The organism is Frateuria flava (genome assembly GCF_017837635.1).
Lineage (GTDB): Bacteria > Pseudomonadota > Gammaproteobacteria > Xanthomonadales > Rhodanobacteraceae > Frateuria_A > Frateuria_A flava.
The window spans coordinates 1-23,343 of record NZ_JAGJRS010000007.1; the positions used below are offsets into that span (position 1 = coordinate 1).

Genomic DNA, 23,343 nt, shown 5'->3' on the forward strand with positions numbered 1-23,343 from the left:
CCCAAGGGCGCTCCTACAAAATTGTCACCCTTCCTGACGCACCGGCAGGCTGCCCGGCCTCGACGCCTGCACCCATGGCTGCTGTAGGAGCGCACGTACCGTCAGAGCGCACTCGGCGCGACCGTACTGCGCGGTCGCACCCAAGGGCGCTCCTGCAGGGCGTACGTCCCGTAGGAGCGCCCTTGGGTGCGAGGTCGCGCCGTGGACGCGTGAATCAGCCGATTGAGCGCTTGACCGCGTCCACCACGTGGGTGACGGTGAAGCCGAAGTGCTCGAACAGCTGCGGTGCCGGCGCCGATGCGCCGAATCCGGTCATGCCGATGACTTCGCCATCCAGGCCCACGTACTTGCGCCAGTAGTCGGCCGTGGCCGCCTCGACTGCCACGCGCGCGCGGCACCAGGACGGCAGGATGCCTTCGCGGTATTCCAGCGGCTGCTCGTCGAACACCTCGGTGCAGGGCATCGACACCACGCGCACCGGCACGCCCTGCTGGCCCAGGGTGCGGGCCGCTTCCATCGCCAGTTCCACTTCCGAACCGGTAGCGATGATGATCGCCTTGAATTTGGTATCGGCCGGATCGGAAAGGACATACGCCCCGCGCGCGATGTCACGCACCTGCTGCTCGCTGCGCTGCTGGTGCTTGAGGTTCTGGCGCGAGAACACCAGGCACGCGGGGTTGCCCTTGCGCTCGATGGCAGCCTTCCAGGACACGGCCGATTCGACCGCGTCGCACGGGCGCCACACCTGGTTGTTCGGGATGTAGCGCAGGCTGGCCAGGTGCTCGACCGGCTGGTGCGTCGGGCCGTCCTCGCCCAGGCCGATGGAGTCGTGGGTGTAGACGTGGATGGCGTGCGCCGGGATCAGCGCGCTCATGCGCACGGCGTTGCGGGCGTAGTCGGAGAACACCAGGAAAGTGGCGTCGTAGGGAATGAAGCCGCCGTGCAGCGCCAGGCCATTGGCGATCGCGGTCATGCCGAACTCGCGCACACCGTAGTAGACGTAGTTGCCCTGGCCGTCGCTGGCGTTACCGTTGCCGGCGTCCTTGCTGCCCTTCCACTTGGTGAGGTTGGAGCCGGCGAGGTCCGCCGAGCCGCCGATCAGTTCCGGCAGCAGCGGGCCGAAGGCGTCCAGTGCCATCTGCGAGGCCTTGCGCGAGGCCACTTCGGGGCCCTCGGCCTGCATTTTCGCGATGTAGGCCTGCGCCTTGTCGGCCCAGTCGGCCGGCAGCTCGCCGGCGAGGCGGCGCTTGAACTCGGCGGCCAGTTCCGGATGCGCCTTGGCGTAGGCGTCCAGCGTAGCGTTCCACTCCTGCTCGCGCTCGGCGCCCTTGGCCTTGGCGTCCCAGCCGGCATAGATCTCGGCCGGGATCTCGAACGGCGGGTGGGTCCAGCCGAGCTGTTCGCGCGCGGCGGCGATCTCGTCCTTGCCCAGCGGCGCACCGTGGCTTTCTTCCTTGCCCTGCTTGTGCGGCGCGCCGAAGCCGATGATGGTCCTGGCGCAGATCAGCGTGGGTTTCTCGGACTGCGCGGTCGCCTGCGTGATCGCGCGCTTGATCGCCTCGGCATCATGGCCGTCGACGCCACGGATCACGTTCCAGCCGTAGGCCTCGAAGCGCTTGGCGGTGTCGTCGGTGAACCAGCCATGGACTTCGCCGTCGATGGAGATGCCGTTGTCGTCGTAAATCGCCACCAGCTTGCCAAGGCCCCAGGTGCCGGCCAGCGAGCAGGCCTCGTGCGAGATGCCTTCCATCAGGCAACCGTCACCGAGGAACACGTAGGTGTGGTGGTCGACCACGGTGTGGCCCGGGCGGTTGAAGTGCGCCGCCAGCACCTTCTCGGCGAGCGCGAAACCGACCGCATTGGCCAGGCCCTGGCCCAGCGGGCCGGTGGTGGTTTCCACGCCCGGGGTGTGGCCGTATTCGGGATGGCCGGCCGTCTTCGAGTGCAGTTGGCGGAAGCGCTTGAGCTCGGCCATCGGCAGGTCGTACCCGGCCAGATGCAACAGCGCGTACTGCAGCATCGAACCGTGGCCGTTGGAGAGCACGAAGCGGTCGCGGTTGGGCCACTTCGGATCGGCCGGGTTGTGCCTGAGGAAGTCGTTCCACAGCACTTCGGCGATGTCGGCCATGCCCATGGGCATGCCCGGGTGGCCGGACTTGGCCGCCTCGACGGCGTCCATGGCGAGGGCGCGCACGGCGTTGGCGAGTTCGCGGCGGGTGGTCATCGGTCGGATCTCCGGGCAAGCGGCAAAGCGCCAATTGTCGCCGATCGGGGGGACGGCTGTCGCGTTGGCGCACACCGGGCCTTGCCGCGGCGATTAATTTCGCCTTAACCGGAACTCCCGCGATAACGCGGATCTTCAGGTAACGCCCGCTCCAATAGTGCTGCGCACAGTTCATGCGCGACACCTGGAGGCCGCTGTTTTTCTCTGAGCGCGCCTGCGGCCCCTCCAACGAGAAGGACGTCCAGGCGTTCATGAACTGGACGCGGAACTTAACCGCAAATTACCGGGTTTCTCATGCGCATTGAATCTTTCGCGCACCGGCCGCATCCAAGGAACCGCGTGTCGCCATCCCCTTATCTGGTGCACGCAAGCGATCGATCCCCGCGATCGCTACAACAACAGGAGAATCTCCCATGAAAAAGACGCTGCTTGCCCTTGCCTTTGCTTCCGCCGGCCTGCTGGCCGTTCCCGCCGCGTTCGCGCAGAGTGCGCCGACCCATACCGACGGCTGGTTCGTCAACGGCAACGTGGGCCGCACCTCGATCGACAAGGGCCCCTACGACAACCATGACACCGGTTATGCAATCGGTGGTGGCTACCGCTGGTCGTTCGATCCGTTCGTGGCGATCGGCGTGGAGGTCGGTTACAACGACCTTGGCAACATCCACGTCAAGAACATCTTCAACAGCAACGACGTGGTCGAACAGGGCCGCTCGCAGCTGCATGGCTGGACCGCCGGCGTCAACGGCCACTTCAACGTCGGCCAGAACTGGTACGTCAGCGCGCGCACGGGTCTGTACAGCTGGAAGGGCCATGGCCTGAGCAACGACATCGACCCGGTCCGCAAGAGCCTGGACGACACCAGCTGGTACGCCGGCGCGGGCGTGGGCTACGACTTCAGCAACAACGCCAGCATCGGCCTGAACTACGACCACTACGATGCGTCGAAGGACAACGTCAACCTCGACACCAACATGGTGTCGGTCAGCGCCGAATACCGGTTCTGATCGCACTGGCGCAGGGATGCGCCGTCAGTGAAAACGAAAGGGCGCCCTCAGGCGCCCTTTTTTTGGCTCTTGCCCGGAAAGGAAGCAGGTACACCGCAAGCTGACGTCCGCGCGGTTTTCTCAAGTCAACTCCCGAGGGCTTTAGGGAAGGCGAAGAAGTGACCGCGCGCCGACAGGTGATCAACGCCGCCGCATGCGAGCCCAATCGCGGGGAGCCCTCGCAAGAAAGGGCAACCAAGGCACTGCTCTAGCAGGCATCCCGGCGAGCTCCGGCCCCTCACCCCAGCCCTCTCCCCGGAGGGGAGAGGGAGCAGAGCAAAAAAAGGGCGCCTTGCGGCGCCCTTTCTCACAAACGCGGGCTGGAGACTCAGCCGTTCCACTGCCCCAGCGCGGCCAGGCCATTCTCCTTGGCGCGCGCGGCGACGGTCTTCTGTGCCTCGGCGTAGTTGGCCTTCATGTCCTTGGACCACAGCTTGAGCGCGGCCTGCTGCATGGCACGGCCGTAGGAGAACGACAGCGGCCACGGGTGCGGGCCGATGTGGTTCATGGCGTTCAGGTGCGCGGTCGACTGCTCGTCGGTCTGGCCGCCGGAGAGGAACACGATGCCCGGCAGCGAGGCCGGCACGGTGCTCTTGAGCACGCGCACGGTCGCCTCGGCCACTTCTTCCACTTCGGCCTGCTCGTCGCAGTTCTTGCCGGGGATGACCATGCTGACCTTCAGGATGGTGCCCTCGAGCATCACGTTCTGCTCGTACAGCGCGTTGAACAGGCTGCGCAGCACCGCCTCGTGCACTTCGTAGCTGACCTCGATCGTGTGGTCGCCGTCCATGATGACTTCCGGCTCGACCATCGGCACCAGGCCAGCTTCCTGACACAGCGCCGCGTAACGGGCGAGCGCGTGCACGTTCGCTTCGATCGCGGTCGAGCTGGGGTTTTCGTCGGAGATGTTGATCACCGCGCGCCACTTGGCGAACTGCGCCCCCAGCTTGACGTACTCGGCCAGGCGGTCACGCAGGCCGTCCAGGCCTTCGGTGACCACGTCGCCCGGGAAGCCGGCCAGCGGCACCGGGCCCTTGTCGACCTTGATGCCGGGGATGATGCCGTTCTTCTTCATCAGCTCGGTGAACGGCACGCCGTCCCTGGTCTTCTGGCGGATCGTCTCGTCGAACAGGATCGCACCGGAGATGTGCTCGGAAAGGCCCGGCGCGGTGAGCAGCAGCTCGCGGTAGGCGCGGCGGTTTTCTTCGGTGTTCTCGATGCCGACCGCCTCGAAGCGCTTCTTGATCGTGTTGGTCGATTCGTCGATGGCGATGATGCCCTTTCCGGGCGCGACCATCGCCTGGGCGATGCTTTCGAGATCTTCGATGCTCATGAAACGACTCCGTACAGACGGGCGGGGTCACCGCAATGGATTAACGCCGCCCCGGACGGGACGGCAGGTCAAAGAACCGCCGATTATAACGACTTGGTGTCAACGCCGTGGTGACGGCGCGGCAAGGCTAGTTTTCGTAGCCCGGCAGGTGGCACGGTGCCATGACCTTTTTCTGGCCGGCGGCATCGGAGGGGGCGTTGAACGGCACCACGTAATAGGTGTTCACCGGATCGTGGTTGCCGTTGGACAGCGCCGGGCCGTAACGGAAGTTGGACACGGCGCTCATCGCGATCTGGCCGAAGTCGCCCTCGGGCGCCACCTTCTCGACCTTCAGGTTACGCGGCACGCCGTCGGAACCGATCATGTAGCTCACCGCGGCGCAGCCGGGCTGGTTGACGTTGCGTGCGCTGTTGGGCACGTCGACGGCGACGTTCTGGTTCAGGAGGATCCAGTAGTCGTACAGGTGCTGCGGGTCGACTCGGTGCTGCGATTGCGCCGCTGCCGGCAAGCCGGCGGCCAGCAGCGTCGCAAAGAGGAGACGGCGGACGGTCGGGTTCATGGCAACCTCCTGGCGTGGGGGCTGGCCAGTGTAGCGCCGCGGGGACGGTACGACCCGTGACGCTACGGCTCCCTCTCCCCGGCGGGGAGGGGAGACGAACGCAAAGAGCCATGTTTAAAGGTCGCGCAGGCTCTCGACGATGCCCTCGGCGCCCACCAGCAGCAGCTTGAGCGTGTTGGTGCCGCCGCCGGCGCCGACGCGGTCGCCCTGGGTCAGCACTACGCGGTCGCCTTCGGCCAGCTTGCCCAGCGCGAACAGCTGGCGCACCGCTTCGCGCGCGTTGGCGGCCGAACTCTGGCTGACCTCGGTGAAGGCGACCGGCTGCACGTCGCGCAACAGCAGCATGCGCCGGCGCGCATCGGCGGCCGGCGAGAGGGCATAGATCGGCACCGCACTGCGATAGCGCGAAAGCCATTGCGCGGTAGCACCGGATTCGGTCAGCGCGATCAGCGCGCGCACCCCGAGCTGCCCGGCCAGCACCATCGCGGCCAGCGCGATCGCCTGGTCGGCGCGGTCGAGCCGGTGCACTGCGGTGGAGAGGTCTTCCTTCGGCTCGAACTGGCGTTCGGCGCCCAGACAGATGCGGCGCATGGCGGCCACCGCCACGTCCGGGTGCGCGCCGGCGGCGGTTTCCTGCGAAAGCATCACCGCGTCGGTGCCGTCGATCACCGCGTTGGCGACGTCGAGCACCTCGGCGCGGGTGGGGATGGGCGCAGTGACCATCGATTGCAGCATCTGCGTGGCGGTGATCACCGCGCGGTTGCGGGCGACCGCCTCGCGGATGATCTTCTTCTGCAGGCCGGGCAGTTCGGCATCGCCGATTTCCACGCCCAGGTCGCCGCGCGCCACCATCACCGCGTCGGAAGCGTCGATGATCTCGCCCAGAACGGGAATCGCATCGGCGCGTTCGATCTTGGCAACCAGTGCGCCCTGGCCATCGGCCTCGCGCAGGAGGCGGCGGGCCTGTTCCATGTCGGCGGCCGAACGCACAAACGAGACGGCGAGGAAGTCGGCACCGATTTCGGCGGCTAACTGGATGTCCGCGCGGTCCTTGTCCGACAGCGCGGACACCGACAAACCGCCACCCTGCCGGTTGAGGCCCTTGCGGTCGGACAGCTTGCCGCCGATCAGCACCTCGCAGCGTACCTGCGCGCCCTCGACGGCAACCACGCGCAGTGCCACCAGGCCGTCGTCCAGCAACAGGACGTCGCCGGCGGCCACGTCCTGCGGAAGCTGGTGGTAGCTGACCCCGACGCGGGTGCTGTCACCGGCCGGCGCGTCAGGCGAGCAGTCGAGCACGAAGGGATCACCCGGGTGCAGCTCGATCGGGCCGTGCGCGAATTTCTCGATGCGGATCTTCGGGCCCTGAAGGTCGGCCAGGATGCCGACTTCGCGCCCCGCCGCCTGCGCCGCCTCGCGTACCGCCATGGCGCGCGCGCGGTGATCCTGCGGCTGTCCATGGGAGAGGTTGAGGCGAACCACGTCCACACCCTCGGCAATCAGCCGCGCGAGCATGCCCGGCGCGTCGGTGGCGGGGCCTAAGGTGGCGACGATCTTGGTGCGGCGCAGGGGGTTTTCGGCATTCATGCGGCGAGGCTAGCAGATGCCGGTGAGGGGACGGACCGGGTGCAATCGTATGCAGTGTGACGGGAAACCCAACCCCGCCCTGCCCGGCCCGGTCGCTCCGCCCTCATGCGCCCTTCTCGATGAGACGGGCGCGACACTTACCCCAGCGTGCGATTGAGCAACTGCGCCAGCCGCCGCCCCGCCTGCCGCAGGCGCTGCTCGGCCAGCGGCAGCTCGGCCTCCAGGTAGGAGGCGCCAACCGTATGGCCGTCCGGATAAAGGTCGCGGGTCATCCGGCACGATTCCTCCGCCCAGGCCACGAACGGCGTGCCGCCATCGGGCGGCAAGGCAACCATGGGGCGCGCATCGAGCTTTTGCGCGTAGTGCTGCCAGTCCAGCCCGCGCGTGCGCAGCATCCCCGAATCCCACACGCGGTGGAGGTTGCTGCCCTTGCCCTGGAACTGCACCTGGTAAGTGTTGCCGCCCTTGTCGGGACGGTAGCCGGCGTGCAGCGGCTGGTGCACGTCACCGACGAGGTGCACGACGAATTTCAGCGCCTCCCGGCGCGCCGCGTCGCTCTGGTTGCGGTCGCCAAGCACCGCCACGTAGTGCTGGAGGCCTGCGACGACGCAGCGCCCCTGCCGGCAATCGCGCGGAGGTTGGTAGTCGCAGTCGCGATTGGCGAAGTTGATGTAGTGCATCGCGCGCGTGGCCTTCCACAACGCCTGCTGCGAAGGGTCGTCCTGAACGTCGTCCGCCCAGGTGGCCACGTCGGCCAGCCGCCCGGTGTGCTCGGGCGCCAGCAGCCGCTCGACCTGTGCCTCGGCGGCGGGACTCAGGTGGCGCTGGGCCAGTTCGGCCACGATGCGATGGCCATCCGGCCCCCAGGCGTAGGCCTTGGGAACCAGCAGGAGACAGGCGAGCAGGAAAACGGCGTTACGGCGCAGGGCGGTCATCGACGGCAGGTGCGGACTTGGGAGGGCTGGCGAGTGTGCCACAGCGCCTCAGTCGCGCAGTTGCACCGGCAGCTTGAAGTAGCGTTGGCCATTGGCGTCGGGCGGGGGCAGCCGGCCGCCGCGGATGTTCACCTGCAGCGCCGGCCACAGCAGCCGCGGCGGTGGCAGACCGGCATCGCGTTGCTGGCGCATGGCGACGAAGGTGGCCTCGTCCACGCCCTCGCGGATGTGCTTGTTGGATTGGCGCTGCTCGGCGACCGGCACCTCCGCCCGCGCCGCCTCGCCCGCCGGCGGATAGTCGTGCGCCAGGAACATGCGCGTGGCGGGCAGACCGTAGATCCGCCACACCGATCGGAACAACACGTCCGCATCGCCGCCGGGGAAATCGCAGCGTGCCGAGCCGGCGGCGGGCGAGAACAACGTGTCACCAACGAATACCGCATCACTGACCAGATAGCTCACGCTGTCCGCGGTATGGCCCGGGGTCGCAACCACGCGGATTGCCAGCTCGCCCAGCGGCAGCGCATCGCCGTCGTGCAGCAGCCGGTCGAAGGCGCTGCCGTCCAGATCCGGCTCGTCGGCCGCCAGGCCCAGGCGCTGGCGGAAGGTTTCCTGCACCTGCGTGATGCCGGCACCGATCGCCGTGTGTGCGCCGGTGCGCTCCTTCAGCCATGCGGCGGCGGAAAGATGATCGGCGTGGGCGTGCGTCTCCAGGATCCAGCGCACCTGCGCACCGGCGCGTGCGGCCGCCTCGAGCATCGCTGCCGCGCTGGCGTGGCCGATCTCGCCACTGGCCGCATCGAAGTCCAGCGCCGCATCGATGATGGCCGCCTCGCCCGTGGCCGGGTCGCACAGCAGATAGCTCCAGGTCGAGGTGGCCGCGTGGAAGAAGGGGCTGATCTGTACGTGCATGGCGGCGCTCCTTGGAGTCGTGCTCGTTGGCAAGTATGGCGTGGACGGCGCCGCACAAGCAGCCGCGACGCGCCGGCCATGTCCATAGCTGCCCAGACAGGCAGCTGCAACGCGAAGCGGACCGGGCGGTATACGGTCCCGTGACCGCATTCGGCGCTAAAATGGACGTTTCAGGTGGCCCACGAGGTCGCCGCTCCACCGCTTCACCGAACCCAAGAGGATGCTTGCCCATGGCCATCAAGGTCGCGATCAACGGCTTCGGCCGCATCGGCCGCAACGTGCTGCGCGCCGCCGTGCAGAATTTCGCGGATATCGAAATCGTCGCCATCAACGATCTGCTGGAGCCCGACTACCTGGCGTACATGCTGCGCTATGACTCGGTGCATGGCCGCTTCAAGGGCGAGGTCGCCGTCGAGGGCGGCCACCTGGTGGTCAACGGCAAGCGCATTCGCCTCACCCAGGAGCGCGACCCGGCCAACCTGAAGTGGAACGAAGTGCAGGCGGACGTGGTGATCGAGTCCACCGGCCTGTTCCTGACCAAGGAAGCGGCGCAGAAGCACCTGGACGCCGGCGCGAAGAAGGTGATCCTGTCGGCCCCGTCCAAGGACGACACGCCGATGTTCGTCTTCGGCGTCAACGACAAGACCTACAAGGGCGAGGCGATCATCTCCAATGCCTCGTGCACCACCAACTGCCTGGCGCCGGTGGCCAAGGTGCTCAACGACAAGTGGGGCATCAAGCGCGGCCTGATGACCACCGTGCATGCCGCCACCGCCACGCAGAAGACGGTCGACGGCCCGAGCAACAAGGACTGGCGCGGCGGCCGCGGCATCCTGGAGAACATCATTCCCTCCTCCACCGGCGCAGCCAAGGCGGTGGGCGTGGTGATCCCCGAGCTCAACAAGAAGCTCACCGGCATGTCCTTCCGGGTGCCGACCTCGGACGTGTCCGTGGTCGACCTCACCGTCGAGCTGGAAAAGCCGGCGACCTACGCCGAGATCTGCGCGGAGATGAAGGCGCAGTCCGAAGGCGCGCTCAAGGGCATCCTGGGCTACACCGAGGACAAGGTGGTGGCCACCGATTTCCGCGGCGACGCCCGCACCTCGATCTTCGACGCCGACGCCGGCATCGCGCTCGATCCCACCTTCGTCAAGCTGGTCAGCTGGTACGACAACGAGTGGGGCTACTCGAACAAGTGCCTGGAAATGGTGCGCGTGGTGGCCAGGTAACAGGCTCCGGCCGGCTTCCCTCCGAAGCCGGCACGCAGCGAAGGCCGGGACTGTCGGGTTCCGGCCTTTTTTGTTGCGGAAGAAACGGTGATGGATTTTCCGCCGCTGCGGCATGCGGACACGCCTCGCTCCGGCGGTGCGGTTCCAGCCTATACTTACGCAATGATAGGCATTCTCAACAAGGCGACGGCATGGATGCTGGCCTGCACCCTGCTGGCGGCCGGGTGCCCTGCCTTCGCCCAGGCCCTGCCCGCGAACCCCGCCGCAGCCGCCACGACCGCCCAGCCGGCGCCGGCCACGGTCAGCCAGACCTGGCAGATGCTCGACTACCTGGCCACCGATTACGCCGGCGCAGTGCACGACGGCCACGTGGTCAGCGCGTCCGAGTACGCCGAGATGCGCGAGTTCGCCGCCACCGCGCGCCAGCGCCTGGCCCAGCTGCCGGCGAGACCGACGTCACCGGCGCTGCAGGCGCAGGCCGGGGAACTGGTGCAATCGATCGACGCCAAAGCCCCCACCGCCGATGTCGCGCGCCAGGCCCACGCGCTGGCCGACGCCTTGCTCGCCGCCTACCCGGTCCCCACCGCGCCTTCCCACCTGCCCAACCTGGCGCGCGGTGCGACGCTGTACCAGCAGACCTGCGCCGCCTGCCACGGCGCCAACGGCCAGGGCAACGGCCCGGCCGCGGCGACGCTCGACCCGCCGCCGATCGATTTCACCGACCGCACGCGCGCCGACCAGCGCAGCGTGCTGTCGCTGTACGAGGCGATCAGCCATGGCGTGAACGGCACCGCGATGAGGAGCTACGCCGACCAGCTGTCGGTCGACGATCGCTGGTCGCTGGCCTACTACGTCGGTTCGCTGGCCTACGCGCACCGCGCCGGCGAAGGCGTGCACGCGTGGCAGGACAACACCCTCGCCCAGCAGCGCCTGGGCAACCTGGAGGAGCTCTCGCGCGCCCGCGTCGCCGATCTGGCTCCCGCGCTGGGCGAGCAGCAGGCCCGCGCGATCCTGGGTTACCTGCGCGCCTATCCAAACGCACTGCCGCAGTCGCGCGCCGGCCTGGCGCTGGCGCGCGAGAAACTGGATGCCAGTCTCGCCGCGTGGCGCCAGGGCGACCGTGGCGAGGCCCAGCGGCTGGCGCTCTCGGCCTACCTGGACGGCGTGGAGCCGGTCGAGCCGCAACTGAACGCGCGCGACGATGCGCTGCGCTCGCAACTGGAAACGGCGATGGGCGCCTACCGCACCGCGGTCAGCAGCGGCCAGGCCGACGTAGAGGCCCGCGCGAAGGCGGCCGACGCCCTGCTGCAGCGCGCCCAGGCGACCCTCGCCGGCGGTTCGGCGGACGCTGCGTCCGCGTTCCTCGGTGCCTGGACCATCCTGGTGCGCGAGGGGCTCGAAGCGCTGCTGGTAGTAGTCGCCCTGCTCGCCTTCCTGCGCAAGGCCGAGCGTCCGAAGATGCTGCGTTACGTCCACGCCGGCTGGAGCCTGGCGCTGCTGGCCGGCCTGGCCACCTGGGCGGTGGCGAGCTACGCGGTGGCGATCAGCGGCGCGGGACGCGAACTGACCGAAGGGTTGTCGTCGCTGTTCGCGGCGGCCGTGCTGCTATGCGTGGGCCTGTGGATGCACCGCAAGAGCGTGGGCGGCCGCTGGCAGGCGTATCTGAAGGCCAAGATGGCCGCCACGCTGGACCGCTCGGCCTGGTTCCTGTTCGGCCTGGCCTTCATCTCGGTCTACCGCGAAGTCTTCGAAACGATCCTGTTCTATGTCGCGATGTGGAACGAAGGCCCGCGTGCCTGGCTGCTCGGCGGCATCGGCACCGGCGCGCTGACCCTCGCCGCGATCGCCTGGTTGTTGTTGCGCACCAGCCGACGACTGCCGCTGGGCAAGTTCTTCTCGGCCAGTTCCGCACTGATCGCGCTGCTGGCGGTGGTACTGACCGGCAAAGGCATCGCCGCACTGCAGGAAGCCGGCTGGATCGGCGTGCACGTGGCGCCGCTTCCGCGTATCGAGTTGCTGGGGATCTATCCGACCTGGCAGTCGATCGCGGCGCAGGCGGTCGTCGCGTTGGTGCTGGCGATCGGCTACGCGCTGAACCTGCGACGGGTGCCGCAGCAGGGTTGAAGCTCCCTGTCTTGATCAGGGCGTCGCCGTGGTCCCGACGCAGGAGCCTCCTCGCGTGCCCTGGCCACTCCTCCCCGCAAGAAAGGGAAGGCAAGGCATGAGCGCCGACAGGCGATCGGAGGCGCGTCGCAGGCGAGGCAGGGCGCGCAGAGGCCACGCAAGAGCGACAAATACAGCCCGCGCCTGCGGGAAGCATTTCCGCGAGCCCGTCCCCTTCAACCCAACCCTCTCCCCGACGGGGAGGGAGCCCAGGTGCGGCGCTCGTGCACACAAGCCCGCAAGGCCGCTGCCTCAGCTCCCGAGCGTCCGCGGTAAAGCGGCAGCTCACCAAGGCGAAATGGATTCCCGCTTTCGCGGTAATGACGCGGGTGAAATGGGGGCGACGTTCGTCTATCGAGGCTCGATGCCCATCAGGTCCCCGAGGGCGAGGGCACCGGCGGCAGTGGCATCAGCGCTTGAGCAGCGGCAGCTTGTCCGGGACGCCGTCCCAGCGCTCGGCCTCTTCCATCGCGGGAACCTTGGTGGTGATCACCGGCCACTCGAGCGCCAGTTCGGCATTGATCGCCAGAAAGCCCTCCTGGCCGGCCGGGATGTCCAGTTCGGGATAGATCGCGCCCACCGGGCACTCCTCCACGCAGAGCGTGCAATCGATGCATTCGTCCGGGTTGATGACCAGGAAATTCGGCCCCTCGTGAAAGGCATCGACCGGGCACACTTCCACGCAGTCGGTGTGCTTGCAGTTGATGCAGTTCTCGGTGACAACGTGGGTCATGGGCGTGCGCGGCTTTCCTTGCCGCAAGCATGGCCGCGCGCACCGGCGCTCGCCCTGACCCAGATCAGGCCTGCCGGATGCAGCCGGATCATCCACAGGTTCACCGTGCGGCGACGCGCCAGCCGGAACATGCGGCACGAGGCTTCTGCAGACGCCAGCCCAGACCCGGCCACCACGTGCGAATGGCCTGTGCGACAACCGACCGCATCGCTGGCGCGTCCGTTTGCCGCGGCGCTTTGACTCAGGTCAAGCGAAGTGAACGGCCGCGCCCGGAAAATAGGCGGCATTTCCCGGGAAACATCCATGCCCAACACCGAGTATTACAACGACAAGGTCGTGCGTCAGTTCCTCTTGGCGGCGGCCGTGTGGGGCATCGTCGGCATGTCGGTCGGCGTGCTCGCCGCCGCGCAGCTGGCGTGGCCCCTGTTCAACTTCGACACCTCCTGGCTGACCTTCAGCCACATCCGCCCCGACCACACCTTTGGCGTGATCTTCGCCTTCGGCGGCTCGGCGCTGATCGGTACCTGCTACTACGTGGTCCAGCGCACCGGCCACACGCGGCTGGCCTATCCGAAGCTGGCCGCATTCACCTTCTGGGGCTGGCAGGTCGCCTGTCTGGCAGCAATGATCACCATGCCGCTGGGCCTGACCCAGAGCAAAGAGTACGCCGAGCCGGAATGGTGGGTCGACATCATCATCGCGGTGGTGTGGGTGAGCCTCGGCGTGGTGTTCTTCGGCACGCTGGCGCGCCGGCGCATCCGCCACATCTACGTGGCCAACTGGTACTACGGCGCGTGGATCATCGCGGTCGGCCTGCTGCACATCGTCAACAACCTGGTGATCCCGGTCTCGCTGTCGAAGTCCTACCCGATCTACTCCGGCGTGGTCGATGCGATGGTGCAGTGGTGGTACGGCCACAACGCGGTGGCGTTCTTCCTGACCGCCGGCTTCCTCGGGATGATGTACTACTTCGTGCCGCGCCAGGCGCAGCAGCCCTTGTGGAGTTACCGCTTCTCGATCGTGAACTTCTGGGCACTGATCTCGGTATACATGTGGGCCGGCGCGCACCACCTGATGTACACCGCGCTGCCGGACTGGGTGCAGTCGGTCGGCATGGCCTTCTCGCTGGTGCTGCTGATGCCCAGCTGGGGCTCGGCCGCCAACGGCCTGATGACCTTCAACGGCTCCTGGCCGAAGCTCAAGGTGGACCCCGCCGCCAAGTTCATGGTGCTGGCGCTGGTGTTCTACGCGGGCAGCACGTTCGAGGGCTCGATGATGGCGGTCAAGACCGTCAACCAGCTCTCGCACTACACCGACTGGACCGTGGCGCACGTGCACAACGGCGCGCTCGGCTGGGTGGCGATGATCACCATCGGCTCGCTCTACGCCATGGCGCCACGCGCGCTCGGGCAGCCGAAGATGTATTCGCAGAAGGCGATGGAGTGGCACTTCTGGCTGCACTGCTTCGGCGTGGTGCTGTACGTCGGCTCGATGTGGGTCGCCGGTGTCACCGAAGGCCTGATGTGGCGCGCCACGCTGCCCGACGGTTCGCTCACCTACCCGTTCATCGACAGCCTGCTGGCGATCCAGCCGGCGTACTGGACGCGCTGGTTCGCCGGCGTGGTGATCCTCGTGGGCATGGTGCTGATGGCGTGGAACCTGTGGCACACCGCGGCCGATGCGCGCGCGCGGCTGATCAAGCCGATCCCGGTGCCGATCCCCGAACCCGACCCGCACCAGGTACCCGAACCGCTGCCGAGTGTGGGCTGAGGAACACGACCAGATGGCTTACAAGCATTTTGAAATCATCGAGAAGAATGCCGCGCTGCTGGGCATCCTCACCGCGATCATGGTGTCGATCGGCGGCCTGGCCGAGATCACCCCGCTGTTCATGGAAGCCCATGCGGTGAAGGCGCCGGTGGGGGTCAAACCGTACGATCCGCTGCGCCTGGCCGGCAAGGACATCTACGTGCGCGAAGGCTGCTATCTGTGCCACTCGCAGATGATCCGCGCGCTGCGCGCCGAAACCCAGCGCTACGGGCACTTCTCCACCGCGCAGGAGTCGGTCTATGACCGGCCGTTCCAGTGGGGCTCCAAGCGTACCGGGCCGGACCTGGCGCGCGTGGGCGGCAAGTACACCGACGAGTGGCAGCGCCTGCACCTGGAGAACCCGCGCCAGGTCGTGCCGCAGTCGAACATGCCGCAATACGACTGGCTCGAGCACAACACCATCAATGCCGAGGACATCCAGGCGCGCATGCGCGTGCTGCGCAAGCTGGGCGATCCGTACACCGACGCCGACATCGCCAGCGCCCCCAAGGCGGTGGCCGGCAAGACCGAGATGGACGCACTGATCGCCTACCTGCAGGGCCTGGGCATCCAGAACGAGCCGGCGGCCACCGTGCCGGTGCCCGTCGGCCACGGAGCCACGCCATGAACCATCCCATGATGAATCCGTTCTGGGGCCACCTGACCGGCATCGTCACGGTGGTGCTGATGCTGGTGTTCATCGGCATCTGGATCTGGGCGTGGCGCAAGCGTCACCGCTCGACCTTCAAGCGGATGAGCGAGCTTCCCATGGAAGACAAACCAGAGGGTCCGGTGCCGGGCAACCGCACGGGCGCAGACAAGAACGACAAAGGTGGGCAGCCGTGAGCGCGGGTTGGTCGTTGTGGGTGATGTTCCTGGTGGTGCTGAATTTCGGCATCACGTTCCTGCTGTTCCTGTGGGCGCCGCGGGCGAAGATCCCGACGCTGCCGGACGACACCAGCGGCCATGTGTGGGCGCACGGCACGATCCGCGAAGGCGTGCGCAACCTGCCGCTGTGGTGGCTGCTGCTGTCCGGCTCGATGTTCGTGGCCGGCGCGCTCTACCTGGTGTTCTACCCCGGCTTCGGCAACCACAAGGGCACGCTCGGCTGGACCGCGCACGGCGAGCTGGCGCGTGACGAGGCCGCCAACAACGCCAAGCTGGACGACCTGATCGAGCGCTTCCGCAAGTACCCGGTCGAGCAGCTGGCCGAGGACCCGGCCGCGCAGCAAATGGGCGAGCGCCTGTTCGTGGACAACTGCGCCGCCTGCCACGGTCGCGGCGGCTACGGCAACGTCAAGCTGGGCGCGCCCAGCCTGATCGACGACGACTGGCTCTACGGCGGCAGCGGCCAGGACATCCTCACCTCGATCCGCGAGGGCCGCGCCGGCATGATGCCGCCGTGGTCCAGCCTGGGCGAGGACAACGTCAAGAACCTGGCCAACTACGTGCTGAGCCTTTCCGGCTCGTCGCACGACGAGGGCCGCGCGCACGCCGGCCAGGCCCTGTTCACCACCTGCGCCGCCTGCCACGGCCCGCAAGGCAAGGGCAACCCGGCGCTGGGCGCACCCAATCTCACCGACAGGATCTGGCTGCACGGCGGCAAGTTCGAGGACATCGTGCGCACCATCGGCGGTGGCCGCCAAGGGCAGATGCCCGCGTGGAGCAAGCGCCTGAACGACGACCAGACCCGCGTGCTCGCCGCCTACGTCTACCATCTCTCGCACCAGGGCGATGCAGCAGCACAAGCCTCCCGCTGAGACGTCCGCCGCGGCCGACGCCTGGTACCGGCAGCCCGTGCTGTGGCTCGGGGCGGTGATCTTCGCCGCCTCCCTGGCCGGTTGCATCTGGACGATCGTGCTCGGCGCGCGCCACGCGGACCTGCCGCTGGACATGACCGAGCGCCCGCATACGTTGCTGGACATGCCGATGCATGCGCCCGCACGGGAAACGCAGGGGACCGGCCAGCAGGCCGGCGCCAAGGCCCCGTCGTCGCGGGACGCGACCGCTACCCCCGGGCAACGGCCATGAACGCTGCCGGCGCGCACGCGGCGTGGCTGCATCCGCGCCTCGCCGCGCAGGTGATCCGGCCGCGCCGCGACGGTCGGGCGGAAATCGCGCTGCGCGTGGAAGGGCTCACCGACCCACGCCAGGTGCTGCGCCTGGACGAGCGCCTGCATGCCCTGCCCGGCGTCGCCCGCGTGGCGATCGATGCCCGCGCGCAGCGCGCGCGCGTCGTGTGGAACCCTGACCGCCTGGGCCTGCCGCAACTGCTCGACGCGTTCGGTGCCGAGCAGTGCAGCGCGCGGCCGCTGCGCCGCGAACACATCGACGATACGCGCAGCAGCGAGGCCAACGACGCGCTCAAGCGCCTGCTCGTCGCCGGCATGTGCGCGATGCAGGTGATGACCTACGCCTTCGTCATGTACATCGGCGTGGTCGACTTCGTCGACTTCACCACGCGCGGGCTGTTCCGCTGGCTCAGCCTGCTCACCACCGCGCCGGTGATCGCCTATTCGGCGCAACCGTTCCTGCTTGGCGCCTGGCGCGAAGTACGCACGCGCCGGCTCGGCGTGAACCTCACCGTGTCGCTGGCCGTGCTGCTGACCTTCGGCACCAGCGTGTGGAGCACCGTGCGCGGGCACGGCGAGATCTACTTCGATTCGGTCAGCATGTTCGTCTTCCTGCTGCTGGCCGCGCGCCATGTCGAACTGCGCGCGCGGCACGCCAGCGGCGCATTGGGCGAGGCCGCGCAGGACGCCACCCCGCTGCTGGCCGAGCGTCGCCGCGCCGACGGCAGCCTGGAAACCGTGGCTGCGCTGGAACTGGTTCCGGGCGACCGCGTGCGCATCGCCGAAGGCGGCACCGTCCCGGCCGACGGCGTGCTGGAAAGCTACGCCGTCGAGGTCGACGAGGCGTTGCTCTCGGGCGAATCGCGCCCGCGCCGGCGCCAGCGCGGCGAGCGCCTGGTCGCCGGCTCGGTCGTGCTGGGCAGCCCGGCCGAACTGCGCGTGGAGCACAGCGGCGAGGACACCACCGCCGCGCGCCTGGGTCAGCTGGCCGGCCGTGCGCGTCAGGCCCGGCCCGGCGACGAGGGCGCCGACCGGGATGCCACCCGCTTTGTGCTGCGCGTGCTGGTGCTGACGGTGCTCACCGCGCTTGCCTGGCTGTGGATCGACCCCGTGCGTGCCTTCGATGCGGCCGTGGCGGTGCTGGTGGTCGCCTGCCCCTGTGCCTTCGCGCTGACCCGCCCCGCCGCCGTCACCCGCGCGCTCGCGGTGCTCGCCAGGCGCGGCGTGCTGGTCACCGAACCGGCTGCGCTCGACCGGCTCGCCCGGGTCAACTACGCCCTGTTCGACAAGACCGGCACGCTGACCACGCCCTGGCTCGAACCCGATGCGGTCGAGCCGCTGCGCGACGGGCTGGCACCGGAACAGGCGCTGCGCCTGGCCGCCGCGCTGGCGCGCGAAAGCACCCATCCGTTGGCGCTGGCACTGGCCGCCGCGTGGACGGGCGACACGCCGGCAGCACGCGATCTCATGGTCACCGCCGCCGCGGGAATCGATGCCGAGGTGGAGGGTCGCTCCCTGCGCCTGGGCCGTCCGGATTTCGCCCTGGCACCCAGTGGTTGCGCCGCCCCGACCAGCGTCGCCGGTGCCCTGCTGCTTGCCGATCGCCGCGGCCCGCTGGCGGCGTTTCACGTGAGCGAGGCACCGCGTAGCGATGCGGTGGACACGCTGCAGGCGCTGCGTAGCGAGGGCATCGTTACCGTGCTCGCCAGCGGCGACACCCGCGCCCGCGTGTCGCCGGTCGCCGACGCGCTGGGCGTCAAGCGCTGGTCGGGACGCCAGTCGCCCGCCGACAAGCTCGCGCTGCTGCAGGTGGCGCGCGCGCAGGGCCACGTCACGCTCGCGGTCGGCGACGGCAGCAACGACGCCCCGGCGCTCGCCGGGGCGGATGTGTCCGCCGTGCTCGCCTCCGGCACCGATCTGGCGCAGGCGCATGCCGACCTGCTGCTCGCGCGCGGACGCCTGGACGGCCTGGTGCAGGCCCGTCACGTCGCCCGCCAGCTCGCCCACGTGGTAACGCAGGGCCGTCGCTGGTCGCTGGCCTACAACCTGCTGGCGGTGCCGTTCGCTGCCGCCGGACTGGTGCCGCCTTGGCTGGCGGCGATCGGCATGTCGGTCAGCTCGCTGGTGGTCGTGCTCAATGGCCTGCGCGTGGGCCGCGTACCCGTCCGCCCGGCGCTGCGCGCATGAACGTCCTGCTGGTGCTGATCCCGGTCACCGGCCTGGTCGTACTGATCGCGGTGGCGCTGTTCTTCTGGGCTGCCAACCACCAGCAGTTCGACGACCTGGACAGCCCCGCCGTGCTGCCGCTGATGGAGGACGAAACCGTCCCAGGGCCGGCGGCCGACACGGCACCTGCACCTTCCCTTTCCCCCGATAGCAAAGGAGACACTCCGTGAAACGTCGTCTGTTCGCTTTCGCCCTGCTTGGCCTGGTCGCCGCGCCGACCTGGGCCGCCTCCAACTGCTCGACCACCATCCAGGGCAACGACGCCATGCAGTTCGACCAGAAGTCGATCGTGGTGCCCAACACCTGCAAGCAGTTCACCGTGACGCTCACGCACGTCGGCAAACTGCCCAAGGCCGCGATGGGCCACAACTTCGTGGTATCGAGCACCGCCGACGAGCCGGGCGTGGTGGCCGACGGCGCCAAGGCCGGCATCGACAACAACTACCTCAAGCCCGGCGACAGCCGCGTCATCGCGCACACCAGGATCATCGGCGGTGGCGAGAGTGCCTCGACCACGTTCAAGGTCGACGCGCTCAAGCCCGGCCAGGACTATGAGTTCTTCTGCTCGTTCCCCGGCCATGCCGCGCTGATGAAGGGCACGATCAGCCGCGCCAAGTAGGATGAAGAAACGCCGCGCCGCGGACGTTCCGCGGCGCGGCCCACCGGCAAAGACATGCGCGAAACCACGCTTACCGAATCCGCGATCGCCCGGCTGGTCGACCGCTTCTACGACAAGGTCACCGCCGATGCGGTGATCGGCCCGGTGTTCAACGCCGTCGTGCACGACTGGCCCGAACACAAGCGCCTGCTGACCCGCTTCTGGTGTTCGGTGGCACTGGGTGCAGCCAGCTACCGCGGCAACCCGATGGCGGTGCATCGGCCGCTGCCGATCCGCGCCGAACATTTCGACCACTGGCTGGCGCTGTGGCGCGCCACCTGCGCCGAGGAACTGGACGAGGCCGGCGCGGCACAGATGGCGGAGTACGCCGAACGCATCGGCCGCAGCCTGAAATACGGTCTGGGCTTGAATCCCGACGCCCGCGGCATCGGCGTGCCGTTGATTTCCGTCCGCCGCTGATCTGCCTGAAGGCGTGCGCCTGCACCCATCGCAGGTTGCTACTTTCAGAAACGCGGAGCCGCGCTCCGCTCTCCCCATCCGCCTGTCGGCACCTTCCCCGGTAAACGGGGGCGGTTCGTTCGTGAGAGTGCGCGACGGATCCTTCCCCCGCTTTGCGGCGGGAAGGTGCCCGACGGGCGGATGGGGAGGTCTTGCGAAAAGCTGCCGGGCTCGGTCAGCCCAGCGCCGCGAGCGCCGCGTCGTAGTCCGGCTCGTGGGTGAGCTCATCGACCAGCTGCGCGTGCAGCACGCGGTTGTCCGCATCCAGCACCACCACCGCGCGCGCCGCCACCCCGGCCAGCGGCCCGGTGGTGAGCGCCACGCCATAGTCGGTAAGGAACTCGCGGCCACGCATGGTCGAGAGCGTCACCACCCGCTCCAGCCCCTCGGCGCCGCAGAAGCGCGCCTGCGCGAACGGCAGGTCGGCCGAGATGCACAGCACCACCGTGTCGGACAGCTTCGCCGCCAGCTCGTTGAAGCGGCGCACCGAGGTGGCGCAGACGCCGGTGTCGATGCTGGGGAAGATGTTGAGCACCTTGCGCTGGCCCGCGTAGCTGGACAGCGCCACGTCGGCCAGGCTCTTGCCGACCAGCGTGAATGCCGGCGCCTGCGCGCCCTTGGCCGGGAAACTCCCGTTGACCTCGACCGGCTCGCCCTTGAACTTCACTTGCGACATGACGCGTTCTCCTGATGGTGAGACCTACAAGTAGAACATGGTCTTGGCCAGGAACACGATGCCGACCATCAAGGCCAGCACCACCCGGTGGGTATGCCGGAAGCGGCACACGTTCATGCGCCCGCGCGCGCCGGCCCACACGGCGTTGACGAACACGCCCAGCACGCCGAACGCCAGCGCGACCTTGAGCAGCAGGAACCCGCCGAAGCGCGTGCCGACGCACGCAATGCCGTCGCAGCGGATGTCGAACAGCATGCCGCCGCTGAGGAAAAGCAGCAGCACCACGATGGGCATGAAGCGGCGCACGCGCGCCATCACCGCCTGCTCGATGGCGGCCATCGTGGTCACGTCAAAGCGCTTGTGCAGGCCTTCCAGCACCAGCACTTCGAACGCGGCGGCGCCAACGAACACGATCGCGCACGACAGGTGCAGCAGCAGGATCCAGGGATACCAGATGGCCACGCGCGAGGCCCTCGCATGTTGCGGCGGAGGCTGCAGCTTGCGCCGGGCAGGTGGACAAGGCCATGACCTGTGTCAGTGCGGGTCCCTCGCAAGGCCTCCCCCATCCGCCCTTCGGGCACCTTCCCCCGTGCAACGGGGGAAGGACCCAGCTGCCACGCAATGCCGGCCATTCGCGAGAAACCCCACCGACCCTTCCCCCGCGCAGGGGAAGGTGCCCGAAGGGCGGATGGGGGAAGCCTCGCCGAGCGCCTGAAGACTTGCCGAAAGCACCTGCCCCCTACGCTCAAGCACGCCATGTCCCAGCACCGAAGCCGGATCCATACGCCGCGCCCTGCCGGCCCTCCAGAGAGACCCTACCGATACTTCCCCCGCGCGCGGGGGAAGGTGCCCGAAGGGCGGATGGGGGAAGCCTCGCCGAGCGCTTGAGGAATTGCGCAAAGCACCTGCTCCGTACGCTCAAGCACGTCATCGTTCCAGAACCGGAGCACGCGCAGGTCACGCCCGCGCAGCCAGGCATCACGCGCCCGGTCGGTGGCTGACTCCAGATGTTGCGAGCCATCCACCTCGACAACCAAGCGCCGCTCGACGCAGAGGAAATCCACGACGAACGGCCCGACCGGATGCTGCCGCCTGAACCGGAATCCACCCCATTGCCGCCGGCGCAGATGGAACCAGAGCCGCTGTTCGGCGTCCGTCATGTTCCGGCGCAGTGCTCTTGCGACCGATCGTTTCGCGTGCTGACGCATGAGCCTTCCATGGCTGACCGTGTCGTCGAAGTTTGGGCCGCCCCGTCGCACGAAGCAGCCAGTCGGCTGCGCCGGCTGCCGGTAGAGAAGTCCGTAACCCTGCGTAAGCGAACGGCGGCGGCGGAGCACGGGCTCACCCTCAGGCGGACCGCGCTCCCCCGGCGGCGTGTCAACCGCCCGTGGCCTTGCGCACCGCGGCGACGAATTCCGGATCGGTGCGGCCGATGATGTTGGTGCGCGCCACGATGCGCCCGTCCGCATCCAGCAGCAGCAAGGCGCTGGAATGGTTGAATTCGCCGTCGGGCAGCTTGCGGTATTGCACGCCCAGCAGCGCGGCGAGCGAGCGGGTGTCCTGCGGCGCGGTGCGCGCCAGCGTCCACCAGCGCAGGTCGAGCTTGTGCGCGGCGGCGTAGCGGCGCAGCGCATCCACATCGTCGCGCCCGGGATCGAAGCTCACCGCCAGCAAACGCAGGTCCGTCGGCTCGCCGGCGGCGCGGCGGGTCGCCTTCATCGTGTCGATGATCATCGGGCAGACCATCGTGCAGGTCGTATAGAACATGCTCACGATCTGCGGCGTGCCGCGACGTGCGGCGAAAGGCGCAGCGTGGCCGTCCTGGTCGGTCAGCGGCACCGACAGCTGGTAGAGCGAATCCGACGGCAGCGGCGAAGCCGCGTGGGCGGCGGCGCTGGCGAAAAGGATGAGCAGGAGAAGCAGCAATCGTTTCACGGGTTCACTCCGGGCGGGCGCAGCGGAAGCCCAGGTTGGCGGTGGTGTCGGTGGCCTTGAGCGAGGAGAGCATGGCCACGCGCATCAGCGTGGCGTAGTTCTCTTTCTGCTCCATGGTGATGGCGCCGGCGCCACAGAACTTGAGCTTGTCGGCGCCGTCCTGCTCGCGGCTGTCGGCGCTGGTCATCATGGCGTTGAAGTCCTCCACCCACTCCCACACCAGGCCGTTGAGATCGCGCACACCGTGGATGTCCGGCTTGCCGCCGACCGGCGGCAGTGCCTGGCGGGACGGGCGCGAATACCAGGAGAGCACGCGCTCGCGCCAGGCCGGGTCGCTGCGCGCGTCGGCGCGGGTGGCGTCCGCCGCGGCGGCGTATTCCCACTCGTACCAGGTCGGCAGGCGGGCGTGCTCGCTTTCGCAGAACGCCTGCGCGGCGAACCAGCTCACCTGCGTCACCGGCTGGCGCGGCAGGGCACCAGGGCCGAGCTGGTCCGGCGCGGCCCACTGCGACAGGTAGCGGCCGTCGGCGAACACCGACGGCACGCGGTCGCGCCGCCATTCCGGATGCGCTTTGACGAAGGCCAGGAACTCGGCGTTGGTCACCGGCTCGGCACGCAGGCGGAACGGTTTGAGGACGGCCGGCGCCGTCTTGCCGTCGGCCGGCAGCACGCTTTCGAAGCGGCCGCCCGGCAGCACCTTGTAGTCCGCCGCCAGAGTCGGCACGGCCAGCATCAGCCCGAGCAGCACCAGTGCGGACCTGGCAAAGGAAGAGCGCCGGCGCATCGG

The 23,343-nt window shown here is 68.4% G+C and carries 25 protein-coding genes; 12 read left to right on the forward strand and 13 right to left on the reverse strand.

Features of this window, described 5'->3' with window-relative positions:
• Positions 1–214: 214 nt before the first annotated feature.
• On the reverse strand, positions 215–2,224 hold the full coding sequence (gene tkt, locus J7I44_RS02660) for a transketolase (RefSeq protein WP_209615281.1): 2,010 nt from the start codon (positions 2,222–2,224) through the stop codon (positions 215–217).
• Positions 2,225–2,637: 413 nt separating this feature from the next.
• On the opposite strand from tkt, the gene J7I44_RS02665 reads away from it, so the two are divergent.
• A complete protein-coding gene (locus J7I44_RS02665) occupies positions 2,638–3,231 on the forward strand; it encodes a porin family protein (protein WP_209615284.1) in 594 nt (197 codons plus the stop codon).
• Positions 3,232–3,598: 367 nt separating this feature from the next.
• On the opposite strand, the gene J7I44_RS02670 is transcribed toward J7I44_RS02665, so the two are convergent.
• The 5 genes from J7I44_RS02670 to J7I44_RS02690 all read right to left on the reverse strand — a co-directional run bounded on the left by J7I44_RS02670 (position 3,599) and on the right by J7I44_RS02690 (position 8,596).
• Entirely contained in the window at positions 3,599–4,603 is a 1,005-nt protein-coding gene (locus tag J7I44_RS02670) for a class I fructose-bisphosphate aldolase (protein ID WP_209615287.1), read from the reverse strand.
• 127 nt (positions 4,604–4,730) lie between these two features.
• The gene (locus J7I44_RS02675) at positions 4,731–5,162 is read right to left on the reverse strand and encodes an energy transducer TonB (protein WP_209615290.1); all 432 of its coding nucleotides are present in this window, start codon (positions 5,160–5,162) and stop codon (positions 4,731–4,733) included.
• A gap of 114 nt (positions 5,163–5,276) precedes the next feature.
• Complete coding sequence (gene pyk, locus J7I44_RS02680) at positions 5,277–6,749, reverse strand: pyruvate kinase (protein WP_209615293.1); 1,473 nt, start codon at positions 6,747–6,749, stop codon at positions 5,277–5,279.
• 137 nt (positions 6,750–6,886) lie between these two features.
• On the reverse strand, positions 6,887–7,684 hold the full coding sequence (locus J7I44_RS02685; RefSeq protein WP_209615297.1) for a S1/P1 nuclease: 798 nt from the start codon (positions 7,682–7,684) through the stop codon (positions 6,887–6,889).
• A gap of 48 nt (positions 7,685–7,732) precedes the next feature.
• Complete coding sequence (locus J7I44_RS02690; RefSeq protein ID WP_209615299.1) at positions 7,733–8,596, reverse strand: MBL fold metallo-hydrolase; 864 nt, start codon at positions 8,594–8,596, stop codon at positions 7,733–7,735.
• 230 nt (positions 8,597–8,826) lie between these two features.
• On the opposite strand from J7I44_RS02690, the gene gap reads away from it, so the two are divergent.
• Together gap and J7I44_RS02700 are read left to right on the forward strand one after the other, a co-directional pair.
• The gene (gap, locus tag J7I44_RS02695) at positions 8,827–9,825 is read left to right on the forward strand and encodes a type I glyceraldehyde-3-phosphate dehydrogenase (protein ID WP_209615302.1); all 999 of its coding nucleotides are present in this window, start codon (positions 8,827–8,829) and stop codon (positions 9,823–9,825) included.
• Between the two features lie 195 nt (positions 9,826–10,020).
• A complete protein-coding gene (locus tag J7I44_RS02700; protein ID WP_209615305.1) occupies positions 10,021–11,949 on the forward strand; it encodes an FTR1 family protein in 1,929 nt (642 codons plus the stop codon).
• Positions 11,950–12,397: 448 nt separating this feature from the next.
• Here the strand turns inward: J7I44_RS02700 and fdxA are convergent, their stop codons facing one another.
• Complete coding sequence (fdxA, locus tag J7I44_RS02705; protein WP_209615308.1) at positions 12,398–12,721, reverse strand: ferredoxin FdxA; 324 nt, start codon at positions 12,719–12,721, stop codon at positions 12,398–12,400.
• On the reverse strand, positions 12,718–13,026 hold the full coding sequence (locus J7I44_RS02710; RefSeq protein ID WP_209615311.1) for a hypothetical protein: 309 nt from the start codon (positions 13,024–13,026) through the stop codon (positions 12,718–12,720). Before J7I44_RS02710 ends, fdxA begins: the two co-directional genes overlap by 4 nt.
• Between J7I44_RS02710 and ccoN the strand changes: the two genes are divergently transcribed.
• Genes ccoN through J7I44_RS02755 form a run of 9 tightly spaced genes read left to right on the forward strand, consistent with a single transcriptional unit; the run spans position 13,025 to position 19,906 of the window.
• Entirely contained in the window at positions 13,025–14,491 is a 1,467-nt protein-coding gene (gene ccoN / locus J7I44_RS02715) for a cytochrome-c oxidase, cbb3-type subunit I (RefSeq protein WP_209615315.1), read from the forward strand. The genes J7I44_RS02710 and ccoN overlap by 2 nt on opposite strands.
• A gap of 13 nt (positions 14,492–14,504) precedes the next feature.
• On the forward strand, positions 14,505–15,158 hold the full coding sequence (ccoO, locus tag J7I44_RS02720; RefSeq protein WP_209615318.1) for a cytochrome-c oxidase, cbb3-type subunit II: 654 nt from the start codon (positions 14,505–14,507) through the stop codon (positions 15,156–15,158).
• The gene (locus J7I44_RS02725) at positions 15,155–15,376 is read left to right on the forward strand and encodes a cbb3-type cytochrome oxidase subunit 3 (protein ID WP_209615321.1); all 222 of its coding nucleotides are present in this window, start codon (positions 15,155–15,157) and stop codon (positions 15,374–15,376) included. The genes ccoO and J7I44_RS02725 overlap by 4 nt, the downstream gene beginning before the upstream one ends.
• Positions 15,373–16,290, forward strand: coding sequence for a cytochrome-c oxidase, cbb3-type subunit III (gene ccoP / locus J7I44_RS02730; protein WP_209615324.1), 918 nt, complete (start codon positions 15,373–15,375; stop codon positions 16,288–16,290). The genes J7I44_RS02725 and ccoP overlap by 4 nt, the downstream gene beginning before the upstream one ends.
• On the forward strand, positions 16,265–16,561 hold the full coding sequence (locus J7I44_RS02735) for a hypothetical protein (RefSeq protein WP_209615329.1): 297 nt from the start codon (positions 16,265–16,267) through the stop codon (positions 16,559–16,561). Before ccoP ends, J7I44_RS02735 begins: the two co-directional genes overlap by 26 nt.
• Complete coding sequence (locus J7I44_RS02740; RefSeq protein WP_209615345.1) at positions 16,558–18,789, forward strand: heavy metal translocating P-type ATPase; 2,232 nt, start codon at positions 16,558–16,560, stop codon at positions 18,787–18,789. Before J7I44_RS02735 ends, J7I44_RS02740 begins: the two co-directional genes overlap by 4 nt.
• Complete coding sequence (gene ccoS, locus J7I44_RS02745) at positions 18,786–18,998, forward strand: cbb3-type cytochrome oxidase assembly protein CcoS (protein WP_209615348.1); 213 nt, start codon at positions 18,786–18,788, stop codon at positions 18,996–18,998. The genes J7I44_RS02740 and ccoS overlap by 4 nt, the downstream gene beginning before the upstream one ends.
• Positions 18,995–19,447 carry an azurin gene (gene azu, locus J7I44_RS02750; protein ID WP_209615351.1) on the forward strand — a complete coding sequence of 151 codons (453 nt, stop codon included), beginning with the start codon at positions 18,995–18,997 and terminating at the stop codon, positions 19,445–19,447. The genes ccoS and azu overlap by 4 nt, the downstream gene beginning before the upstream one ends.
• A gap of 54 nt (positions 19,448–19,501) precedes the next feature.
• Positions 19,502–19,906 carry a group III truncated hemoglobin gene (locus J7I44_RS02755; RefSeq protein ID WP_209615353.1) on the forward strand — a complete coding sequence of 135 codons (405 nt, stop codon included), beginning with the start codon at positions 19,502–19,504 and terminating at the stop codon, positions 19,904–19,906.
• 214 nt (positions 19,907–20,120) lie between these two features.
• Here the strand turns inward: J7I44_RS02755 and tpx are convergent, their stop codons facing one another.
• From tpx to J7I44_RS02780, 5 genes are all read right to left on the reverse strand, one after another.
• Positions 20,121–20,621, reverse strand: coding sequence for a thiol peroxidase (gene tpx / locus J7I44_RS02760; protein ID WP_209615356.1), 501 nt, complete (start codon positions 20,619–20,621; stop codon positions 20,121–20,123).
• Between the two features lie 24 nt (positions 20,622–20,645).
• Positions 20,646–21,083 carry a CopD family copper resistance protein gene (locus tag J7I44_RS02765; RefSeq protein ID WP_209615358.1) on the reverse strand — a complete coding sequence of 146 codons (438 nt, stop codon included), beginning with the start codon at positions 21,081–21,083 and terminating at the stop codon, positions 20,646–20,648.
• Between the two features lie 353 nt (positions 21,084–21,436).
• Positions 21,437–21,829: an endonuclease domain-containing protein gene (locus J7I44_RS02770; protein WP_209615361.1), complete on the reverse strand. Its 393-nt coding sequence runs from the start codon at positions 21,827–21,829 to the stop codon at positions 21,437–21,439.
• A 169-nt stretch (positions 21,830–21,998) separates the two neighbouring features.
• Positions 21,999–22,556, reverse strand: coding sequence for an SCO family protein (locus tag J7I44_RS02775; RefSeq protein WP_209615363.1), 558 nt, complete (start codon positions 22,554–22,556; stop codon positions 21,999–22,001).
• A gap of 4 nt (positions 22,557–22,560) precedes the next feature.
• Positions 22,561–23,340, reverse strand: coding sequence for a formylglycine-generating enzyme family protein (locus J7I44_RS02780; protein WP_209615368.1), 780 nt, complete (start codon positions 23,338–23,340; stop codon positions 22,561–22,563).
• Between the last annotated feature and the right edge of the window lie 3 nt (positions 23,341–23,343).